The organism is Enterococcus sp. DIV1059_2 (assembly GCF_051713685.1).
GTDB lineage: Bacteria > Bacillota > Bacilli > Lactobacillales > Enterococcaceae > Enterococcus_D > Enterococcus_D casseliflavus.
The window spans coordinates 3,367,050-3,383,256 of record NZ_JBIOQK010000001.1 but is presented as its reverse complement, the minus strand read 5'-3'; the positions used below and the strand labels follow the sequence as shown (position 1 = coordinate 3,383,256).

Sequence of the window (16,207 nt, the reverse complement as noted above, 5' to 3'; positions counted from 1 at the left end):
AAATGCAGACATTTCTTCTTTCAGAAGGCTTGTTTAGTTGATCGCTGTACTGATTTCGTCTTCTAAAACATAGTCTTTGCCATACAACTTGATTGGCAATGCCTCACCGCTGATTTTCTTCAAAGTCACCGTTGACTCATTGACGGAAACAAAGAGCAGACGTCCACGATAGTTGATGTGGAAGGCGTAGCGGCTCCACGTTTTAGGTAAGAATGGCGCAAACCCTAAGTGATCGTGATCGGTTTTCATTTGAGCAAAACCTTGAACGATCGCTAACCAGCTGCCGGTCATAGAAGTGATGTGCAAGCCATCATCGGTATCATTGTTGTAATTGTCCAAATCAAGACGAGCAGTCCGCTCATACATTTCCAACGCTTTTTCTTCCATGCCTAATTCCGCTGCTAAAATCGCATGGATACTTGGAGAAAGGGAAGATTCATGCACTGTCATCGGCTCATAGAAATCAAAGTTCCGTTGTTTTTCTTCTTTGCTGAATTGATCGCCGAAGAAGTAGATGCCTTGCAAAACATCGGCTTGTTTGATAAAGCAAGAGCGCAAGATATGATCCCACGACCAATTTTGGTTTAACGGCAAATGTTTTGGATCAAGATCGGAAACGGGCATCAAGTCTTTGTCTAAGAAGGTATCATGCTGGACGAACACACCAAGCTCTTGGTCTTCTGGGAAGTACATATTGTCGATGATGTCTTGCCATTTGGCTTGTTCTTCGTCAGAGATCGTGACAGCCGCTTCGTCTTTGAAGGCTTCATAGCTGGCTAAGGTATAAGCTAAGACCCAAGTAGCCATTTTATTGGTGTACCAGTTGTTATTGATATTGTTTTCGTATTCGTTTGGTCCTGTAACGCCATGGATCATGTATTTTTGCTGGCGTTTTGAATAGTGGACACGATCTGCCCAGAAACGTGAAATCGCGCTTAACACTTCTAATCCTTCTTTTTTCAGGTAACTTGTATCGCCAGTATAATTCGTATAGTTGTAGATGGCATAAGCGATGGCACCATTTCGGTGGATTTCTTCGAAAGTGATCTCCCACTCATTGTGGCATTCGATCCCAGTGAAGGTCACCATTGGGTAAAGGGCACCTGCTAAGCCTTGTTTTTGCGCATTGATATGGGCTTGCGGCAATTGGTTGTGACGGTATTTCAACAAGTTACGGGTCACTTCTGGTTTTGCTAATGCCAAATACAATGGAACTGCATAGGCTTCGGTATCCCAGTAAGTCGCACCGCCATATTTTTCACCAGTAAAGCCTTTCGGTCCAATGTTCAAGCGCTCGTCTTCGCCATAATAGGTTGAAAACAATTGGAACAGGTTGAAACGAATCCCTTGCTGCGCCGCAGCATCGCCTTCAATGATCACATCAGCTAAATCCCAGCGGGCTTTCCAAGCAGCGACTTGTTCTGCACGCAACGCATCATAATCTGCTTTGTATAAAGTGCCTAATTCGGTGACTTTTGCTGGATGATCATGAGCGGGAACATCACGACTCGTAACGATCAAGACTTCTTTGATCAATGAGAAGGTGTCACCGGCTGTTCCAGAAAAGGCAAAGGTATCAGCAACGCAAAGCTCGCTTTTCACGGAATCGATCGGTGTTTGGCTATGACGCATAGCAGAAGTGACAGTAAAGCGTTCAATGTCAAAATTATTTTCTACGGTCCGAGTGGTCAAGTAATGGAAGGTTTCGGTTTGACCATGAGCCAATTCTTCCCAGAAACGTTCGTCGTAGTTGCTGTCTTCGTTATGGACATTGTTATCTAGTTTAGAAACGACTTTGATCTCAGCGTCGCCTTCAATGATCTCAGCGTCCATCTTAATGAGGGCAAGTTCACGTTTTACGATGCTCAAGAAGCGTTCAAAAGAGAATTTTACGGTGGCACCTGCCAAAGTGACAGTAAAGTTGCGGCGTAAAATCCCGGTTTCCATGTCTAGTTCTAAACGGAAATCACTTGGGCTGATTTTTGCTAAGTCGACTAATTGGTCATTGACAAATAGGTCCATTGCAATAAAGTTGACCGCGTTGATCACTTTGCCAAAATAATCAGGATAGCCGTTTTTCCACCAGCCGACACGGGTTTTGTCTGGGTACCAGACACCAGCGATATAAGTACCTAAGTGATGATCGCCGCTGTATTGTTCTTCAAAGTTGCCGCGCATTCCCATGTAGCCATTCCCGATACTTGTTAGCGACTCTTGCAGTCGACGATTTTCTTTATCTAAGGTAGATGTCGCGATTTTCCATGGATCGATCTCGAACAATCGTTGGATTTTTTTCATGAAAGTCCCTCCAGAATCTTTTTGATATCTCTATCATAAGCGCAAACGATTGCATCGTCAAGTGAAAGTTGTTGCGTTTAAAGAATTTCCTATTAGGAAACATCGAGAAAGAGAGATCCAGTTATATAAAGGTGAAAAAGCGAATAGAATCCCTTTTGATATTTCTGGGTTTACAAAATCTTTTTTCTCCGTTAGAATGAACTCATTAAGAAACCGATTGCGTAAATCGATTCAGGGAAGGAAGAAGGAAGATGAAAAAATTATTGAGCTTCGAATTTTGGCAAAAATTCGGAAAAGCGCTAATGGTGGTTGTCGCTGTTATGCCAGCCGCTGGTTTGATGATCAGTATTGGGAAAACGATCCCAATGATCAATGCCGACTGGGCATTTTTGATCACTACAGGAGGCGTCATTGAAAACATTGGTTGGGCAATTATTGGTAACCTGCATTTATTATTTGCATTAGCTATTGGTGGTAGTTGGGCTAAAGAGCGAGCTGGTGGGGCATTTGCTGCTGGGATCGCCTTTATTTTGATCAATCGGATCACTGGTTCGATCTTTGGCGTGACGAGCGCGATGTTAACCGAAGAAGGCGCCTTTACCCATACGTTATTTGGGACGAAGATCATGATCGACGGCTTCTTTACTAGTGTATTAGAAGCACCTGCTTTGAACATGGGTGTCTTTGTCGGGATCATCGCCGGTTTTGTGGGAGCAACAGCTTACAACAAATACTATAATTTCCGCAAATTACCGGATGCGCTTTCCTTCTTTAACGGCAAACGCTTCGTACCTTTCGTAGTGATCGCCCGTTCAGTAGTCGTCGCATTAGTGTTATCGATCGTTTGGCCCTATATTCAGGCAGGCATCAACAACTTCGGTTTATGGATCGCGCAATCACAAGAAAGTGCGCCCGTTTTAGCACCGTTCTTATTTGGAACCTTGGAGCGGCTGCTCTTACCATTCGGGCTGCATCACATGTTGACGATCCCGATCAATTACACCGAATTAGGTGGAACTTACACGATTCTTTCTGGCGCACAAGCCGGCACCCAAGTCTTTGGACAAGACCCATTATGGCTTGCTTGGGCAACGGATCTAGTGAACATGCGCAATGCTGGCGATACGTCACAATATCAATTTTTATTGGAAAACTTTGTTCCTGCCCGCTTTAAAGTTGGACAAATGATTGGTTCATCTGGGATCTTGATGGGCTTGTCTTATGCCATGTATCGCAATGTCGATGCGGACAAACGGCACAAATATACCTCTATGTATTTATCAGCTGCTATCGCTGTCTTCTTGACAGGGGTAACGGAACCGTTGGAGTTCATGTTTATGTTTGCTGCCGTACCGCTTTACATCGTTTATGCAGTCGTACAAGGGGCTGCGTTTGCGATGGCGGACATCGTCAACTTACGGGTCCACTCTTTTGGGAATATCGAGTTGTTGACCCGTACCCCAATGGCGATCAATGCCGGCTTAGGACAAGATTTGATCAACTTTGTGTTAGTGACCATCGTCTTTGGTGTTGGGATGTATTTCTTGGCCAACTTCTTGATCAAAAAATTCAACTTTGCAACACCAGGTAGAAACGGCAACTACGAAACAGAAGGAGCCAGCGATGCGCCAGCAACAGCTTCGGCGGATGGCAATTTGAACCCAGATTCGCAAGTCGTGAAAATCATTCATTTATTAGGCGGACGTGAAAATATCGCCGACGTTGATGCATGTATGACCCGTTTACGGGTCTCTGTGAAAAATCGAGAAGCGGTCGGCGATGAAAAAGCATGGAAAGCCGCAGGGGCTTTAGGCTTGATCGTAAAAGACAACGGCGTGCAAGCAGTCTATGGACCGAAAGCAGATGTTTTAAAATCAGACATTCAAGATATCTTAGATTCTGGTGTCACGATTCCCGAACCGACGGCTAGTCAAGCACCAGTAGAAACCACTACCCACCAAAGCCAAGGCGTGACAGCTGAACTAGCTGCCGTTGCCACTGGAGAAGTGATGCCGATCACCTCTGTCAAAGACCAAGTGTTTGCGGAAAAAATGATGGGTGACGGTTATGGCGTGCGCCCAGAGCAGACGATAGTTGTCGCACCAATCAGCGGGAAAGTCACCAACATCTTCCCAACGAAACATGCGATTGGCTTGCTTTCTGATGAAGGCATCGAAGTATTGGTTCACATGGGCTTAGATACCGTTGACTTAAACGGTGCCCCCTTTACGGTAGCTGTCACTGAAGGACAACAAGTGGCGGTGGGTGACAAGTTAGCGGAGATGGATCTCGCTGCAGTAAGTGCTGCTGGCAAAGACACCACCATCGTTGTAGTGTTGACCAACAGCGATCAAATCGATTCCTTTGAATTGACCCAAATCGGTAAGCAACAAGCAGCCGCAGTTGTTGGAATCGTAAAACTATAATAAAATGACAAGCGGGTCGACTCTTTTGTTGACCCGCTCTCTTTTATTTTTTTAAGGAATCGTACAAGCAAACCGAGAGAAGGAGCCTTATTCATGAAGGTATTAACATTGAACACCCATAGCTGGTTAGAAGAAAATCAGCTCGAAAAATGCAAGATGATCGCACAAGAGATTGCAACAGGCGACTATGACATCATCGCCTTGCAAGAAGTCAACCAAACGATCGCTGCTCAAACCATCGTTCCTGATGGGCTTTATTGCCCCACAGATACGCTGGTGGAAATCAAGGAGGACAATTTTGCTTTGCGTCTAGTGGAAGAACTACAACTGTTAGACTGTGATTACTACTGGTCATGGACCTACAGTCACGTAGGCTATGACATTTACCACGAAGGCAATGCCTTATTGTCCAAGCAGCCCATCATTGCCAAAGAATACCTTGCTTCACAAGCCACGGATGTCTGGGATCATACCACACGCAAAAACCTGAGCGGCGTGACTGAAGCCGATGGACAGATCGTACAAGTCGTTAGCTGTCATTTTTCTTGGTGGCAAGACGGTAAATTTGCCTACGAGTGGCAACAGACAGAAGCATTTTTAGCAGAACGGGCAGATACCTTATTGATCCTAGGAGATTTCAACAACGATGCGGCCAGTTCTGGTCATCAACTCGTCCTTGACAGCTCCTTACAGCTGCAAGACAGCTTTTTAACGGCTGCCGAAACGATCGGTGAAGCCTCTGTCGTTAAAGCCATTGATGGTTGGCAAGACAATCGAGAAGCATTGCGGATCGATTATGTTTTTGCATCCAATGACCTGCAAGCAACGGAATACGAAGTCGTTTTTGACGGAACGCGTACTCCGATCGTCAGCGATCACTTTGGAATCAAAGTGGTTTTTGCTTCAAAAACAGAGCCAAACTAGCAGAAGCGACAGCAAAAAAGCAGTGCCAATCGGCACTGCTTTTCTTTTTGGGGAAGTTAAATCGCTGATCGAACAAGGAGGAAAAAGAATAAACTCAATAAAAGAATGAATGCTAATGCCCCATAGGTAAAACTCTTTTCGCCCCAAGTTGCGTTTTCCTCCTGACTCGAAAGACTCCTTCTTGTAAAAAAGACGAGTCCTGCGCCGATGACATTCGCTGTCAGTAACTGTTGAAAGAAGATCAGGAATAAATACTGACCCAAAAGGCCTTTTTTACTCATGGAAAACCGTTGAATAAAGTACAGGCAAGCCCCTTGCAGCAAAAGGAGACTACTTAACAAGACCCCTAAAGCGGCTAACGGTTGCGAGTTGAGGTACTGGGCAAAGGTCATCCCATGGTTGAAGGCAGTCAAGGAAAGATAAAGATAGTAAGCACCGGCGATCAAAAGCCAATAACTCAGTAAAATCAATGGAAACGCCCATTTTCGTTTAGTCATGGTTGCCCTCCTGTAAAGTGAATAGTCCGTAGGAACGGATCAAATAATCAATCAAGCAGCTTAGTCCAATCAAAGACTGGCTAGGGATTTTCTTGCGACCGATTTGAAAAAAATCGCAATAATAGGTCAGGTGAAACGTTGAATGGCGAGCAAAATAATTATCTCCTGGCGCACTCAATGTCAAAACGGGAATCTGACGAATCGCAAAAGTCGTCAGATTCTCTTTGACGTTTTCTGTTTCGCCGCTCAGTGAGGCGATGATCACACAATCTTCGGCAGTGATCATCGGCATGACCATATCAAATTCCGTTTTGTTCGGCAATACGATCACTCGTTTTTCCATAGAAAGCATCATTTTGGAAAACTCCTCCAGTGCTTTCTTTTGGGAAAACCCAGTTGGGTAGCAGTAGATAGTTTTGCTGCGGTCAAACAAGCGGTTGAGGGCAGCTAAGTCTACCGTTTTTAAATAGTTGAGGGTGGCGAAAATATCCTCTTGTTGCTTTTCAAAAATCGTTTTTTGTTGCGAAATCGTTGTTGCCTGTTCTTGCTGATGCCGTAGAAAATATTTGAACTCGGAATAGCCAGAAAAACCAAGTTTTTTCGTCAACCGTAAAATAGAAGACTTGGAGACGTGAACCTGCTCGGATAGCTCGACGATCCCCATAGATAGAACGGTGTCGCCGTTGGAAAGAATGTAGTTTAGAATGCCACGATCAAGTTCACTTAACTCTGATTGGTGCTGTTGAATCAAATACTGTAATTTCACAAAAACCCCTCCTTATGGATTAAGTATAGCTGAAAAGCCAGGAGGGGAGGCGAAGAACGCTGGCTAGTGTAATTCTGGCCAAAAGGCTTGATTTGCTTCAATCAATTCATCGAGTAATTCTTTGGCTACACGGGCATTTGGAACCACTTTTGAAAGAATCAGTGCTTGCCATAATTTCTGGTAAGAACCCTCTGCCCAAGCCTCCACGACTAATTTTTCTACGGCGACTTGTTGCTCCATCAATCCTTTTTGGAAGCGAGGGATCTTACCTTGTGTGATTGGTTCTGCCCCGTTACTGCCGACGATACAAGGCACTTCCACCATTGCCTGCTCATCAAAGTTGACGATCGCTCCTTCGTTAGGCACGATCAACAGCATCCGTTCTTGCGTGTTATAAGCGATCGCTCGTGCAAGGTCAACGATGTAGCTGGCGTGTTCATCCACTTCAAGCGTGGTGTCAGTCGCTGTCTGGTTTTCTACGATGCGTTGGCATTCACCAAAGACGTGTTTTTCGCGGCCAGCCATGACTTCATTTGCCCGTGTAAAAGATGGGTTGGTGTGCGCCACTTCATCTTGAGGGAAAAAGTAATATTTCAAGTAGGTATTTGGCAAAGTGGATGGATCAACTTCGTACACTTCTTTTGCTTTGGCAAAGGTGTGCATCCAGCTGGCATCAGCATGTTGGCTCGCTTCGATTTCTTCTGGCAATGAATAGCCGTATTTTGCCACATGCGCCTGGATCTGCGGCAGCAAATCATTGCCAGCTTTGTCTCGTATATCTGTCCACCAGCCAAAGTGATTCAAGCCATAATAGCGAACCACCAACTCTTTGCGAGAAGCTAAACCGATCGCTTGCGCCATCCGTTCTTCGATTCCCACTGGCATATCACAAATATTAATGATCTTGGCATCAGGGCGCAATTTACGAGTCGCTTCTGCGACGATCGCTGCAGGATTGGAATAATTCAACATCCATGCATCAGGGGAATATTTTTCCATGTAATCGACTAACTCCAATACACCGCCGATAGAACGCATCCCATAAGCGATCCCGCCAGGACCACAAGTTTCTTGGCCGACCACACCATATTTCAAAGGGATTTTTTCATCCTTTTCGCGCATCGCATACAAGCCAACTCGGATATGCGCCATCACAAAATCGACATCCTGAAACGCGGTTTCGGGATCAGTGGTTGCTAAAAAGCTGATTTCTGGTGCGCGTTCTTTCAATAAAATCTCGCAAGCTTGTGCAACTTTTTCTTGTCGTTCTTCCAAATTGTCGTAAAACTTGATTTGGCGAATCGGGAAACGATCCAAGTGTTCCAAAAGCATCAAGACGATTCCTGGGGTAAAGGTACTGCCGCCTCCGGCGATCACGATTGAAAATTTTTTCATTTTTGTTTCCTCCTTAGTCTGATACAGCTAATAATTTTTCGAATTGTTCTCTCACTTGTGGCACATCCAGGCCAACGATCACTTGGAAGGCGTTGCCGTTGCGAACGACACCATGGGCACCAGCGCCTTTAAAGATGTCATCTGGCAGCACTTGGTCTTGATCTTTGACGGTGATTCTTAGGCGAGTGGCACAATTAGTGACTTTATCAATGTTGTCGCGACCGCCAAACCCTTCTAAGTAGACTGCGGCTTGTTCGGTGTAGCGATTGGCACCAGCAATCACTGGCGTTCCAGTGTTGGCTTGTTTTTCTTTGTAATCTTTTTTGGTGTACAGTTTGACTTCGCTATTGTTTTCTTCCCGTCCTGGTGTGGCTAACTTAAATTTGAGGATCAAGAAGCGGAAAACAAGGAAATAAAGGGCAGTAAAGGCTAACCCGATCACCAGCTGCGTGAAGATCATACTGCGATGATTTTGAAATAGCGGAATCCAGACCTTCGCCAACAGATCAATCAAGCCGCCCCCCATATCACCAACGACCCCGAAGGCAAACATCGTTGCCGCCATGGTCGCTGCTAAAACAGCGTGCACCGCAAAGAGGGGTGGTGAGATAAAGAGGAAGGTGAATTCCAATGGCTCAGTGATACCAGCTAAAACGGCAGTTAAAGTGGCAGGGATCAAAATCGCTAAGACCTTCTTTTTGTTCTCAGGCTTGGCTGTGAAATAAAAAGCAGCAGCGATCCCTGGTGCAGCAAAGATCTTAGAATTGCCATGTAAAGCAAAGCCCCCTTCAGGGAAAAGCTCTTTCAATGGTCTGGTGGATTGGGCAAATTCTTGTAAATGTGCCATCCAGTATTTGGAGATTCCTTCTTCGACGACAGCGGGACCAAAAACAAAGGGGGTATACACGAAATGATGGAGACCTGTGGGAATCAATATTCGCTCTAAGAAAGTATAGAGCCAGACCCCAAAGACCCCAGCACTTGCTAGAAACCCTTGCATGGACCCAATGCCAGCTTGGACTTTCGGCCAAATCAATGCGATCAAGAAAGCAACTGGCAGCATTAAAAAGAAACCGAGGATCACGACAAAGGAAGAGCCTTGGAAGATTCCGAGAAAATCAGGCAGCTTCGTATCGAAAAACTTGTTGTGAAGATAGACGACGATCGCCGAAATAAAAATTGCTCCGATAATACCAGTATCTAATGTTTTGATGCCAGCGATCATTTTCAAGCCACTCTCACCGCCGGGATCAGCTGCAAAGTTGACACCGAAGAAGTTACCAAAGTACTCGATCATGCCAGAAATAAAATAATTACAAGTAATATAGACGACAAAGGCTTCCATTGCCGCTCGCGCATTGGCTTTTTTTGCGAGACCGATCGGTAATCCAATGACAAATAATAATTCCATTTGGTTGAAGACCGTCCACGCTCCGTTTTCAATGATCGTCCAAATGTTGTACCAAGTAGAGCCTTCAGTGGCGATGCTCCCCACAAGCATCGGATTTTTAAAAATAATACACAGCGCGACCATGATCCCTGAAAAGGAAAACAAGAGGACCGGGGTAAACATCGCACCGCCAAACCGCTGAACTTTTTCCATCATAATTTCTTAACATCTCCTTTCAATTTTTACTACAACCTCAGTATAGAAAAGAAAGATAGCGGTTACAATAAAGCGAGGAAGCATAGGAACGTAGAAGCAAACAAAGAGAAAAAGTGGCAACTGCGGGGAAATTTCCCATAAAAAAACAAACCTGCGAAAAACAGGTTTGTTTGCTACGTACGTGTATTTAAATTTCGACGTTGCCATAACGATTGGCAAGGGCGGTGCGGATCAAGCGCTCTGCCAAATGCTCATTTCTTGCAAGGAGCGGTCCGTGGAAGTAAGAGCCGAACACATTGCGGTAAACCACGCCTTCGGTTTGGTCTTCGCCATTGTTTCCTTGTCCTTGGATGACTTTCCCCAATGGTTTTTCCCCTTTACCTAAGAAAGTACGGCCATTATGGTTTTCAAAGCCATAATAGGTCTCATCGAATTCTTCATTGTGGATCACGATGTCACCGATGAACCGATTGTTTTCTTGGCTTAAGGTGTAATGATCCAAGGCACCTATCCCATTGATTTTCTCGCCGTTGGCACCGATGTAGTAATGACCCAGCAATTGATAGCCGCCGCAGATCGCCAGCATGACGCCATCATTTTCGATATAGCTGGTCAGAGCTTCTTTTTTTGATTGGATATCTTGTGAAACGATCACTTGTTCAAAATCTTGTCCGCCACCGAAGAAGACGAGATCATATTTTTCAGGATCGAAGGGCTCGTGAATGCTGACGACTTCTGCGTTGAAGGTCACGCCTAGTTTTTCGGCCACGTAGCGCAGCATCAAGAGATTGCCGTTGTCGCCATAAGTATTCAAAAGATTTCCATACAAGTGGGCAACATTCAGTTGATACTTAGTCACGACTCATTCCTCCTTTGATATAGCCTTTTTCCGCAAGCTTTTTGCGTAGCTGCAAGACTGCAGTGTAAGTCGCTAAAATATAGACTTTTTCTGTTGGTAAGTCTGCGATTTGCTTGATGACGTCATCAAGTTCAGGGGTTTCAATGATTTTTTCTTCAGGGATCCCCGCAACTTTTAGCCGCAACGCCATATCTTTGTGACGATCACCACCAGCGATCACTTGAGGAATCCCCATATCGGCAAACGCTTCATGGTCGCCATCCCAAATCCAGCTGACGTCGATCCCATCTGCGTAGTTGGCATTCAACAAGCTGACTAGCGAGAATGGATAGGGCGACAGGCCGATCATATCGATGACTTGGTTCAAACCAACAGGGTTTTTAACTAAGACTAACGTACATTCTTTGTCACCAATGCGGATCACTTCTTGGCGACCAAAGACTTTTTCGTCATAGGCCAAACCAGATTTGATTTTTGCAGGTGCTACGCCATAATATTCCGCAACCGCAGTTGCCGCCAGCGCATTGTAGACATTGTACATCCCACCGACTTCGATGCGATAGTCATTGCCATCGATCACAAAATCAGCAGAGGTGTTGTCCATTGCGGTCATTTCCGTCAGTTTATAATCCAATTCTGGTCGATGGAAGCCGCAATTTGGGCAGTAGTATTTTCCAAGATTGGCATAGGTGATCATTTTATAGTGTAAAATGTGATGACACTCAGGACACAACACGCCATCCGTATTGTAATGGGCCATCTGCTCTTCATCTGGCAAATGATCAAATCCATAGTATTTCCGCGGATTGACAGTTGCTACCGAATTGAACAGTGGCGAATCCCCATTGCAGAGGATCGTAGCTTCTGGTGAGTTTGCGGCACCTTCAACGATCATTTTATAGGTCGTATAGATCTCGCCATAACGGTCCATTTGATCGCGGAAAATATTAGTGAAAACGAACAATTCCGGTTTGATGTACTTCGTTACTTTGCTGAGACTGGCTTCATCGATTTCTAAAACCGCGAATTTTTTGCCTTTTTTAGGGCGTGCCGATAGAAAGGTTGAAACGATCCCTTGGACCATATTGGCGCCGGTGGGGTTCGTCAATACTTCATCAAATTCTTGGCGCAAAATATTGACAGTCAAGGCAGTCGTCAATGTTTTGCCGTTGGTGCCTGTGATCACGACGACTTGGTAATCTTTCGCCAAATGATCTAATATATGTGGATCAACTTTTAATGCTAATTTACCAGGCAGGCTTGAGCCGCCTTTGAAAAAGTTCTTTAATACCCATTGAGAGGTCTTACCGACTGAAACAGCCAGATGACTTCGTATTCCCATAATGTAACCCTCCATTAGAGCGAATGCTTTCATTGTGCAAATTCAATTTATCATACCATATACCAAGAAAAAGGTTAAATTGCTTTTGCGATTCTTTAAATTTCTGCAAAGACCATCCTGATAAATGGCTCTTTTACTTGCGATGATCAAAGGCTTGAAAAGCAAAACAGCAAACCTTCTGCCAGGTTTGCTGCTGCTTTAACCGATAATGATTTTTTCCGTTGGGTACTCGTAGCCTAAGTCACGTGTTTCTTTTGGTACGAATAACATCAAGGTGTACAGCATACCGACACGGCCGATAAACATCAAAAGAGCAATCACGAGTTTGCCGATGGTTGATAAATCGCCCGTGATTCCTAAAGAAAGCCCTGTGGTTCCAAATGCCGAGGAAACTTCAACAATGATGGCGATCAAAGGGATATCCTCGATGGCGGTCAAGAATAAGACACAAAAGAAGCACATACCCATCGAAAGCATGAAGACTACCACTGATTTGCGGACGTCATCTTGATCGATCCGGCGACCGAAGATATTGATATTGTCCTCACTTTTCAAGAAGGCATAGAGGTACAGCCCAATGATGGCAATGGTCGTCGTCCGAATCCCCCCGCCAACAGAGCTGGGACTACAACCAATAAACATCAGCAAGGAGAAAACGATCAACGTCGTGGTTTGAAAGTTGCCTAAGTCATGGATCTGCAGGCCAGCATTCCGCGTTGTCATGGAATAAAACATGCTGTTCATCCACATACCGCTAAAGCTGTAATCTTTGAACAAATAATCTTTCTCAAGGAAAAAGATCGCTAATGTACCGCCGACAAAGAGGATCACGAAAGCCAAAACAGCAATTTTTGTGAATAATGAAAAGCGAAACGGCAAGCGGCGGCGTTGTTTTTTCATTTTAAAAAGGACCCATTCCCGAAAGTCCATAATTACTGGAAATCCGATCCCCCCGATAAAAATCAAAATCATGATACACGTCAGGAAGAAATAATCATGAGAAAACGGCAAGATGGAATTGCCCGTCACATCAAACCCTGAGTTGGTCACAGCAGAGATCGCTTGATAAAATCCATAAAAGATCGCATCTCGCCAATTGTCATAATAGCCGTAAAGATGAAAATAAACAGCAAAGATCGTGCCTGCTACCACCTGACAAAGCAAGATGATTGTAAACGTCGTTCGAATCATCCGAACGATCCCACTAAGCTTTGGCTGATTCATATCCGTCATGATCAACTGGCGCTGCTTTAAACTGATTTTGCGCCGTGAGACGATCGCAAAAAAGGTCGAGATCATCATGATCCCTAAACCGCCGACTTGAAAGAGGACTTCCAATAAGATGACCCCGTGGTCGTTAAACACGTCATTGATCGGAAAAGTAGTCAGCCCAGTGACACTGACCGTGCTGACCGCCATAAAGAACAGATCGATAAACGCGACATGAGAGCCGGGTTCTCGAAAGAAGGGGAGTGAAAAAAGCCCCAAAGAGACCACCGTCATCACGATATAATAAAAAACAATCACTTGGATTGAAGACACGTTCTGGGAAATAAACGTCTTGCTCCTGCGCTGCGTCAAGCGGGCAAAGCGGGTAAAGTTCATTACAAAAAACCCCTCACTAAATAAACTATCCCCAGTATACCAAAGAACCAAGTAGATTTGAAAGAAAGCAGGATAGAATTCATGGGAGCAGAAATTGTGTAAGGAAAAGCTTTTGGAAAGTGTCGTTGGGTTATAGGACACGATCAGGCTGTGGTTCTTGCGGCAGCTTGATTGCTTAAGAAACTTAAAAACTCGAAGCAAATCAGTAAGGATTTCACGATTTCAGAAGAAAACGCTGGCAATTTATGAGAAGATAAAAGAAGTAAAAGATAGCAGCGACGATCCGCACGGAACAATAGCGAGAAAGCGGACAAAAAAGCGCATCAAATTTTTTGAAAATCGAGACGGAAATGGGGAGTATCATGAAAGACGTAAAAATTATTTTTTTCGATGTTGATGGCACACTAATCGATATGAGCAAAAAGCAAATCTCTGAAAGAATGTTAGCCACATTAAAAGCCTTGAAGAAGCAAGGGATCCTGTTGTGCATTGCGACTGGCAGAAGTCCCATCGCGTTGCCGCAATTTGAAGGCGTGACCTTCGATGCGTTTTTGACCTTTAACGGATCGTATTGTTTTAATCAAGCCGAGGGGATCCACCAAAACCCGATTCCTAAAAAAGATGTTCAGCAAATCATTGAAAATGCGACGGCACTCAAGCGTCCAGTAGCGATCGCTACGAAGGACCGAACGGTTGCCAATGGCAAAGATGCTGATTTAGTTGAGTATTTTTCCTTTGCCCACCAAGAAGTGATCGTGGCAGAAGATTTTGATGAGGTGATCCAACAGCAAGACATTTTTCAAGTGATGCTAGGCTCAGGGAAAGAAGACTACGCCAAAGTGATGGCAAATACCACGGAGGCGAAAATCACCGCCTGGTGGGATCGCGCAGTCGATATTATTCCAGCCAGCAGTGGGAAAGGAAGCGGCATTGCCAAAATGCTGGCTTACTATGGCTTGGATAAATCTGAAGCCATTGCCTTTGGCGATGGCAACAATGACATTGAGATGCTGGAGGCAGTCGGCTGGGGTCTCGCAATGAATAATGCTTCGGATGAGTTAAAAGCAATCGCCGATGAAGTGATCGGTCACGTAGCCGAGGAAGGCATTTATCATTACTGCTTAGAAAACGGGCTGCTGGGTGAAGTCGTGCAGTGATGGGCAATGCTTCAGTTGCTGTCGCCCGCTAAGAATATGCGCAGCCAGGATCGCTACTGCGTGTCTGTTTGATCAAATAAAAAAACTGTTTCCGAAATGTATTAGGGAAACAGTTTTTTTGATATAAAGCTGTTTAGCAATGTGTACGGTTTACAGCGCCTCCACTGCTTCGATCGCCTGATAGACTTTTTCGGGTGTGATCGCAGGATCGATCAAAATAAAGGTTTCTTCTTCTTTGACAGCATAGGTCAGAACCGAGGCGAAGTAATCCCGATCAAGGCGTGTCACGTGGAGATCCTTCAGCTTCATTGGCAAGTGCAAAGCTTCGTAAAATGGCCGTAATTCTTCAATCACATCAAAATCATTGGTATAGGCAAGCTGGACCCAAATGCAGTAGGCGACTTTGTTGCCGTGCAAGACGGTATGGGTCTCACTCAAATAAGACAAGCCGTCGTGCAGCGCATGCGCACCAGATGTGCGGCCAAATTCGACTGCAAAACCGCCAACTTCGCCTGCCAAAGCAATGATCGCATCGGTGATGCGGGCAAAGGCGGGGGTCAGCTGCCCGACTTCTAAGTCTTTGACGGCTTGGATCGCATCGGCAATCAGCAAGTTTTTGATCAAAAGAGCGCTTTGGAAACCTAGCCGTACTAAGGCAGTCTTGTCGTCTTCTGCCATGTTGCGGACGATGGCTTCCATTTCATAATATTTGGCTAACGTATCAGCGATCCCAGCGATAAAGTAATCAACGGGTGTGGCTAGTAAAAAACGGGTGTCGACGATCGTCATGTAGGCACCTTTTTTGGCATAGTCGATTTTACAAATCGTATGATCAGGGTAATAGGCGACGATCACCGGGGTGAAGGGTGCACAGTTGGAAACCAAGGTAGGGATCACGATCAATTCTGCGCCAAGGGTTTGGGCGGTGATTTTTGCTGTATCAGCGACCTTGCCGCCGCCGATTGCCACCACGGCATCCGCTTGCTGGATCGCTTCAGCTAAGGCTTGCGCATTTTCATAACTCGATGATCCATCGTAGCGGTAGATCGGGTAGTCAAATGAATGGGGGTAATAGGCTGAAAACACATCGAATGACTGCTCCCCAGTGATCACGGCAACTTCTTGGAACTCACTTAAATACTCTGGCAAATCAGATAAGACCCCATCGCCAGTAATATATCGATTAGGACCTGGACGGACTTCATTGGCTAACATCAAACAAACACTCCTTTATAATCGTCAGAATTTTCTAATCAGTGTATCGCGAAAATGCCCTGACTGTCAATTTCCTTTTGGCAAAAGAAACAGAAAACAGCCGATCTGCCTTGGGAG

At 45.1% G+C, this 16,207-nt stretch carries 12 protein-coding genes; 3 read left to right on the top strand and 9 right to left on the bottom strand.

All coding sequences use genetic code 11. The annotated features are described in order from the left end of the window. Positions 1 to 33: 33 nt before the first annotated feature. Positions 34 to 2,298: a glycoside hydrolase family 65 protein gene (locus IGI72_RS15965; protein WP_438754745.1), complete on the bottom strand. Its 2,265-nt coding sequence runs from the start codon at positions 2,296 to 2,298 to the stop codon at positions 34 to 36. Positions 2,299 to 2,549: 251 nt separating this feature from the next. Here IGI72_RS15965 and IGI72_RS15960 point away from each other — a divergent pair, with 251 nt between their 5' ends. Both IGI72_RS15960 and IGI72_RS15955 read left to right on the top strand, forming a co-directional pair. After that, a complete protein-coding gene (locus IGI72_RS15960; protein ID WP_074536166.1) occupies positions 2,550 to 4,724 on the top strand; it encodes a PTS transporter subunit IIBC in 2,175 nt (724 codons plus the stop codon). 93 nt (positions 4,725 to 4,817) lie between these two features. Continuing rightward, positions 4,818 to 5,648 (top strand): endonuclease/exonuclease/phosphatase family protein, encoded by an 831-nt coding sequence (locus IGI72_RS15955; RefSeq protein WP_016609923.1) that lies wholly within the window; start codon positions 4,818 to 4,820, stop codon positions 5,646 to 5,648. A gap of 56 nt (positions 5,649 to 5,704) precedes the next feature. Here IGI72_RS15955 and IGI72_RS15950 read toward each other — a convergent pair whose 3' ends face one another. The 7 genes from IGI72_RS15950 to IGI72_RS15920 form a co-directional block, all read right to left on the bottom strand. Further along, a complete protein-coding gene (locus IGI72_RS15950) occupies positions 5,705 to 6,145 on the bottom strand; it encodes a hypothetical protein (RefSeq protein WP_005233546.1) in 441 nt (146 codons plus the stop codon). Further along, positions 6,138 to 6,911 carry a MurR/RpiR family transcriptional regulator gene (locus IGI72_RS15945; protein ID WP_005227853.1) on the bottom strand — a complete coding sequence of 258 codons (774 nt, stop codon included), beginning with the start codon at positions 6,909 to 6,911 and terminating at the stop codon, positions 6,138 to 6,140. The genes IGI72_RS15950 and IGI72_RS15945 overlap by 8 nt, the downstream gene beginning before the upstream one ends. A gap of 63 nt (positions 6,912 to 6,974) precedes the next feature. Continuing rightward, entirely contained in the window at positions 6,975 to 8,306 is a 1,332-nt protein-coding gene (locus IGI72_RS15940; RefSeq protein WP_008379332.1) for a 6-phospho-alpha-glucosidase, read from the bottom strand. A gap of 13 nt (positions 8,307 to 8,319) precedes the next feature. Continuing rightward, entirely contained in the window at positions 8,320 to 9,912 is a 1,593-nt protein-coding gene (locus tag IGI72_RS15935; RefSeq protein ID WP_016609922.1) for an alpha-glucoside-specific PTS transporter subunit IIBC, read from the bottom strand. 187 nt (positions 9,913 to 10,099) lie between these two features. Further along, complete coding sequence (locus IGI72_RS15930) at positions 10,100 to 10,771, bottom strand: type 1 glutamine amidotransferase (protein WP_005227859.1); 672 nt, start codon at positions 10,769 to 10,771, stop codon at positions 10,100 to 10,102. Next, positions 10,764 to 12,113, bottom strand: a complete 1,350-nt coding sequence (locus tag IGI72_RS15925; RefSeq protein ID WP_005227862.1) for a Mur ligase family protein — start codon at positions 12,111 to 12,113, stop codon at positions 10,764 to 10,766. Before IGI72_RS15925 ends, IGI72_RS15930 begins: the two co-directional genes overlap by 8 nt. Positions 12,114 to 12,311: 198 nt before the next feature. Beyond that, on the bottom strand, positions 12,312 to 13,769 hold the full coding sequence (locus tag IGI72_RS15920) for a TrkH family potassium uptake protein (RefSeq protein WP_223597487.1): 1,458 nt from the start codon (positions 13,767 to 13,769) through the stop codon (positions 12,312 to 12,314). A 311-nt stretch (positions 13,770 to 14,080) separates the two neighbouring features. Here IGI72_RS15920 and IGI72_RS15915 point away from each other — a divergent pair, with 311 nt between their 5' ends. After that, entirely contained in the window at positions 14,081 to 14,875 is a 795-nt protein-coding gene (locus IGI72_RS15915) for a Cof-type HAD-IIB family hydrolase (RefSeq protein WP_005227867.1), read from the top strand. A 150-nt stretch (positions 14,876 to 15,025) separates the two neighbouring features. Here the strand turns inward: IGI72_RS15915 and IGI72_RS15910 are convergent, their stop codons facing one another. Then, positions 15,026 to 16,090 carry an iron-containing alcohol dehydrogenase family protein gene (locus tag IGI72_RS15910; RefSeq protein WP_015510450.1) on the bottom strand — a complete coding sequence of 355 codons (1,065 nt, stop codon included), beginning with the start codon at positions 16,088 to 16,090 and terminating at the stop codon, positions 15,026 to 15,028. Positions 16,091 to 16,207: the final 117 nt, after the last annotated feature.

Coding starts and splice junctions, on each gene's coding strand:
- IGI72_RS15965 (WP_438754745.1), bottom strand. CDS start 2,298: ATGAAAAAAATCCAACGATTGTTCGAGATCGATCCATGGAAAATCGCG.
- IGI72_RS15960 (WP_074536166.1), top strand. CDS start 2,550: ATGAAAAAATTATTGAGCTTCGAATTTTGGCAAAAATTCGGAAAAGCG.
- IGI72_RS15955 (WP_016609923.1), top strand. CDS start 4,818: ATGAAGGTATTAACATTGAACACCCATAGCTGGTTAGAAGAAAATCAG.
- IGI72_RS15950 (WP_005233546.1), bottom strand. CDS start 6,145: ATGACTAAACGAAAATGGGCGTTTCCATTGATTTTACTGAGTTATTGG.
- IGI72_RS15940 (WP_008379332.1), bottom strand. CDS start 8,306: ATGAAAAAATTTTCAATCGTGATCGCCGGAGGCGGCAGTACCTTTACC.
- IGI72_RS15935 (WP_016609922.1), bottom strand. CDS start 9,912: ATGATGGAAAAAGTTCAGCGGTTTGGCGGTGCGATGTTTACCCCGGTC.
- IGI72_RS15925 (WP_005227862.1), bottom strand. CDS start 12,113: ATGGGAATACGAAGTCATCTGGCTGTTTCAGTCGGTAAGACCTCTCAA.
- IGI72_RS15915 (WP_005227867.1), top strand. CDS start 14,081: ATGAAAGACGTAAAAATTATTTTTTTCGATGTTGATGGCACACTAATC.
- IGI72_RS15910 (WP_015510450.1), bottom strand. CDS start 16,090: ATGTTAGCCAATGAAGTCCGTCCAGGTCCTAATCGATATATTACTGGC.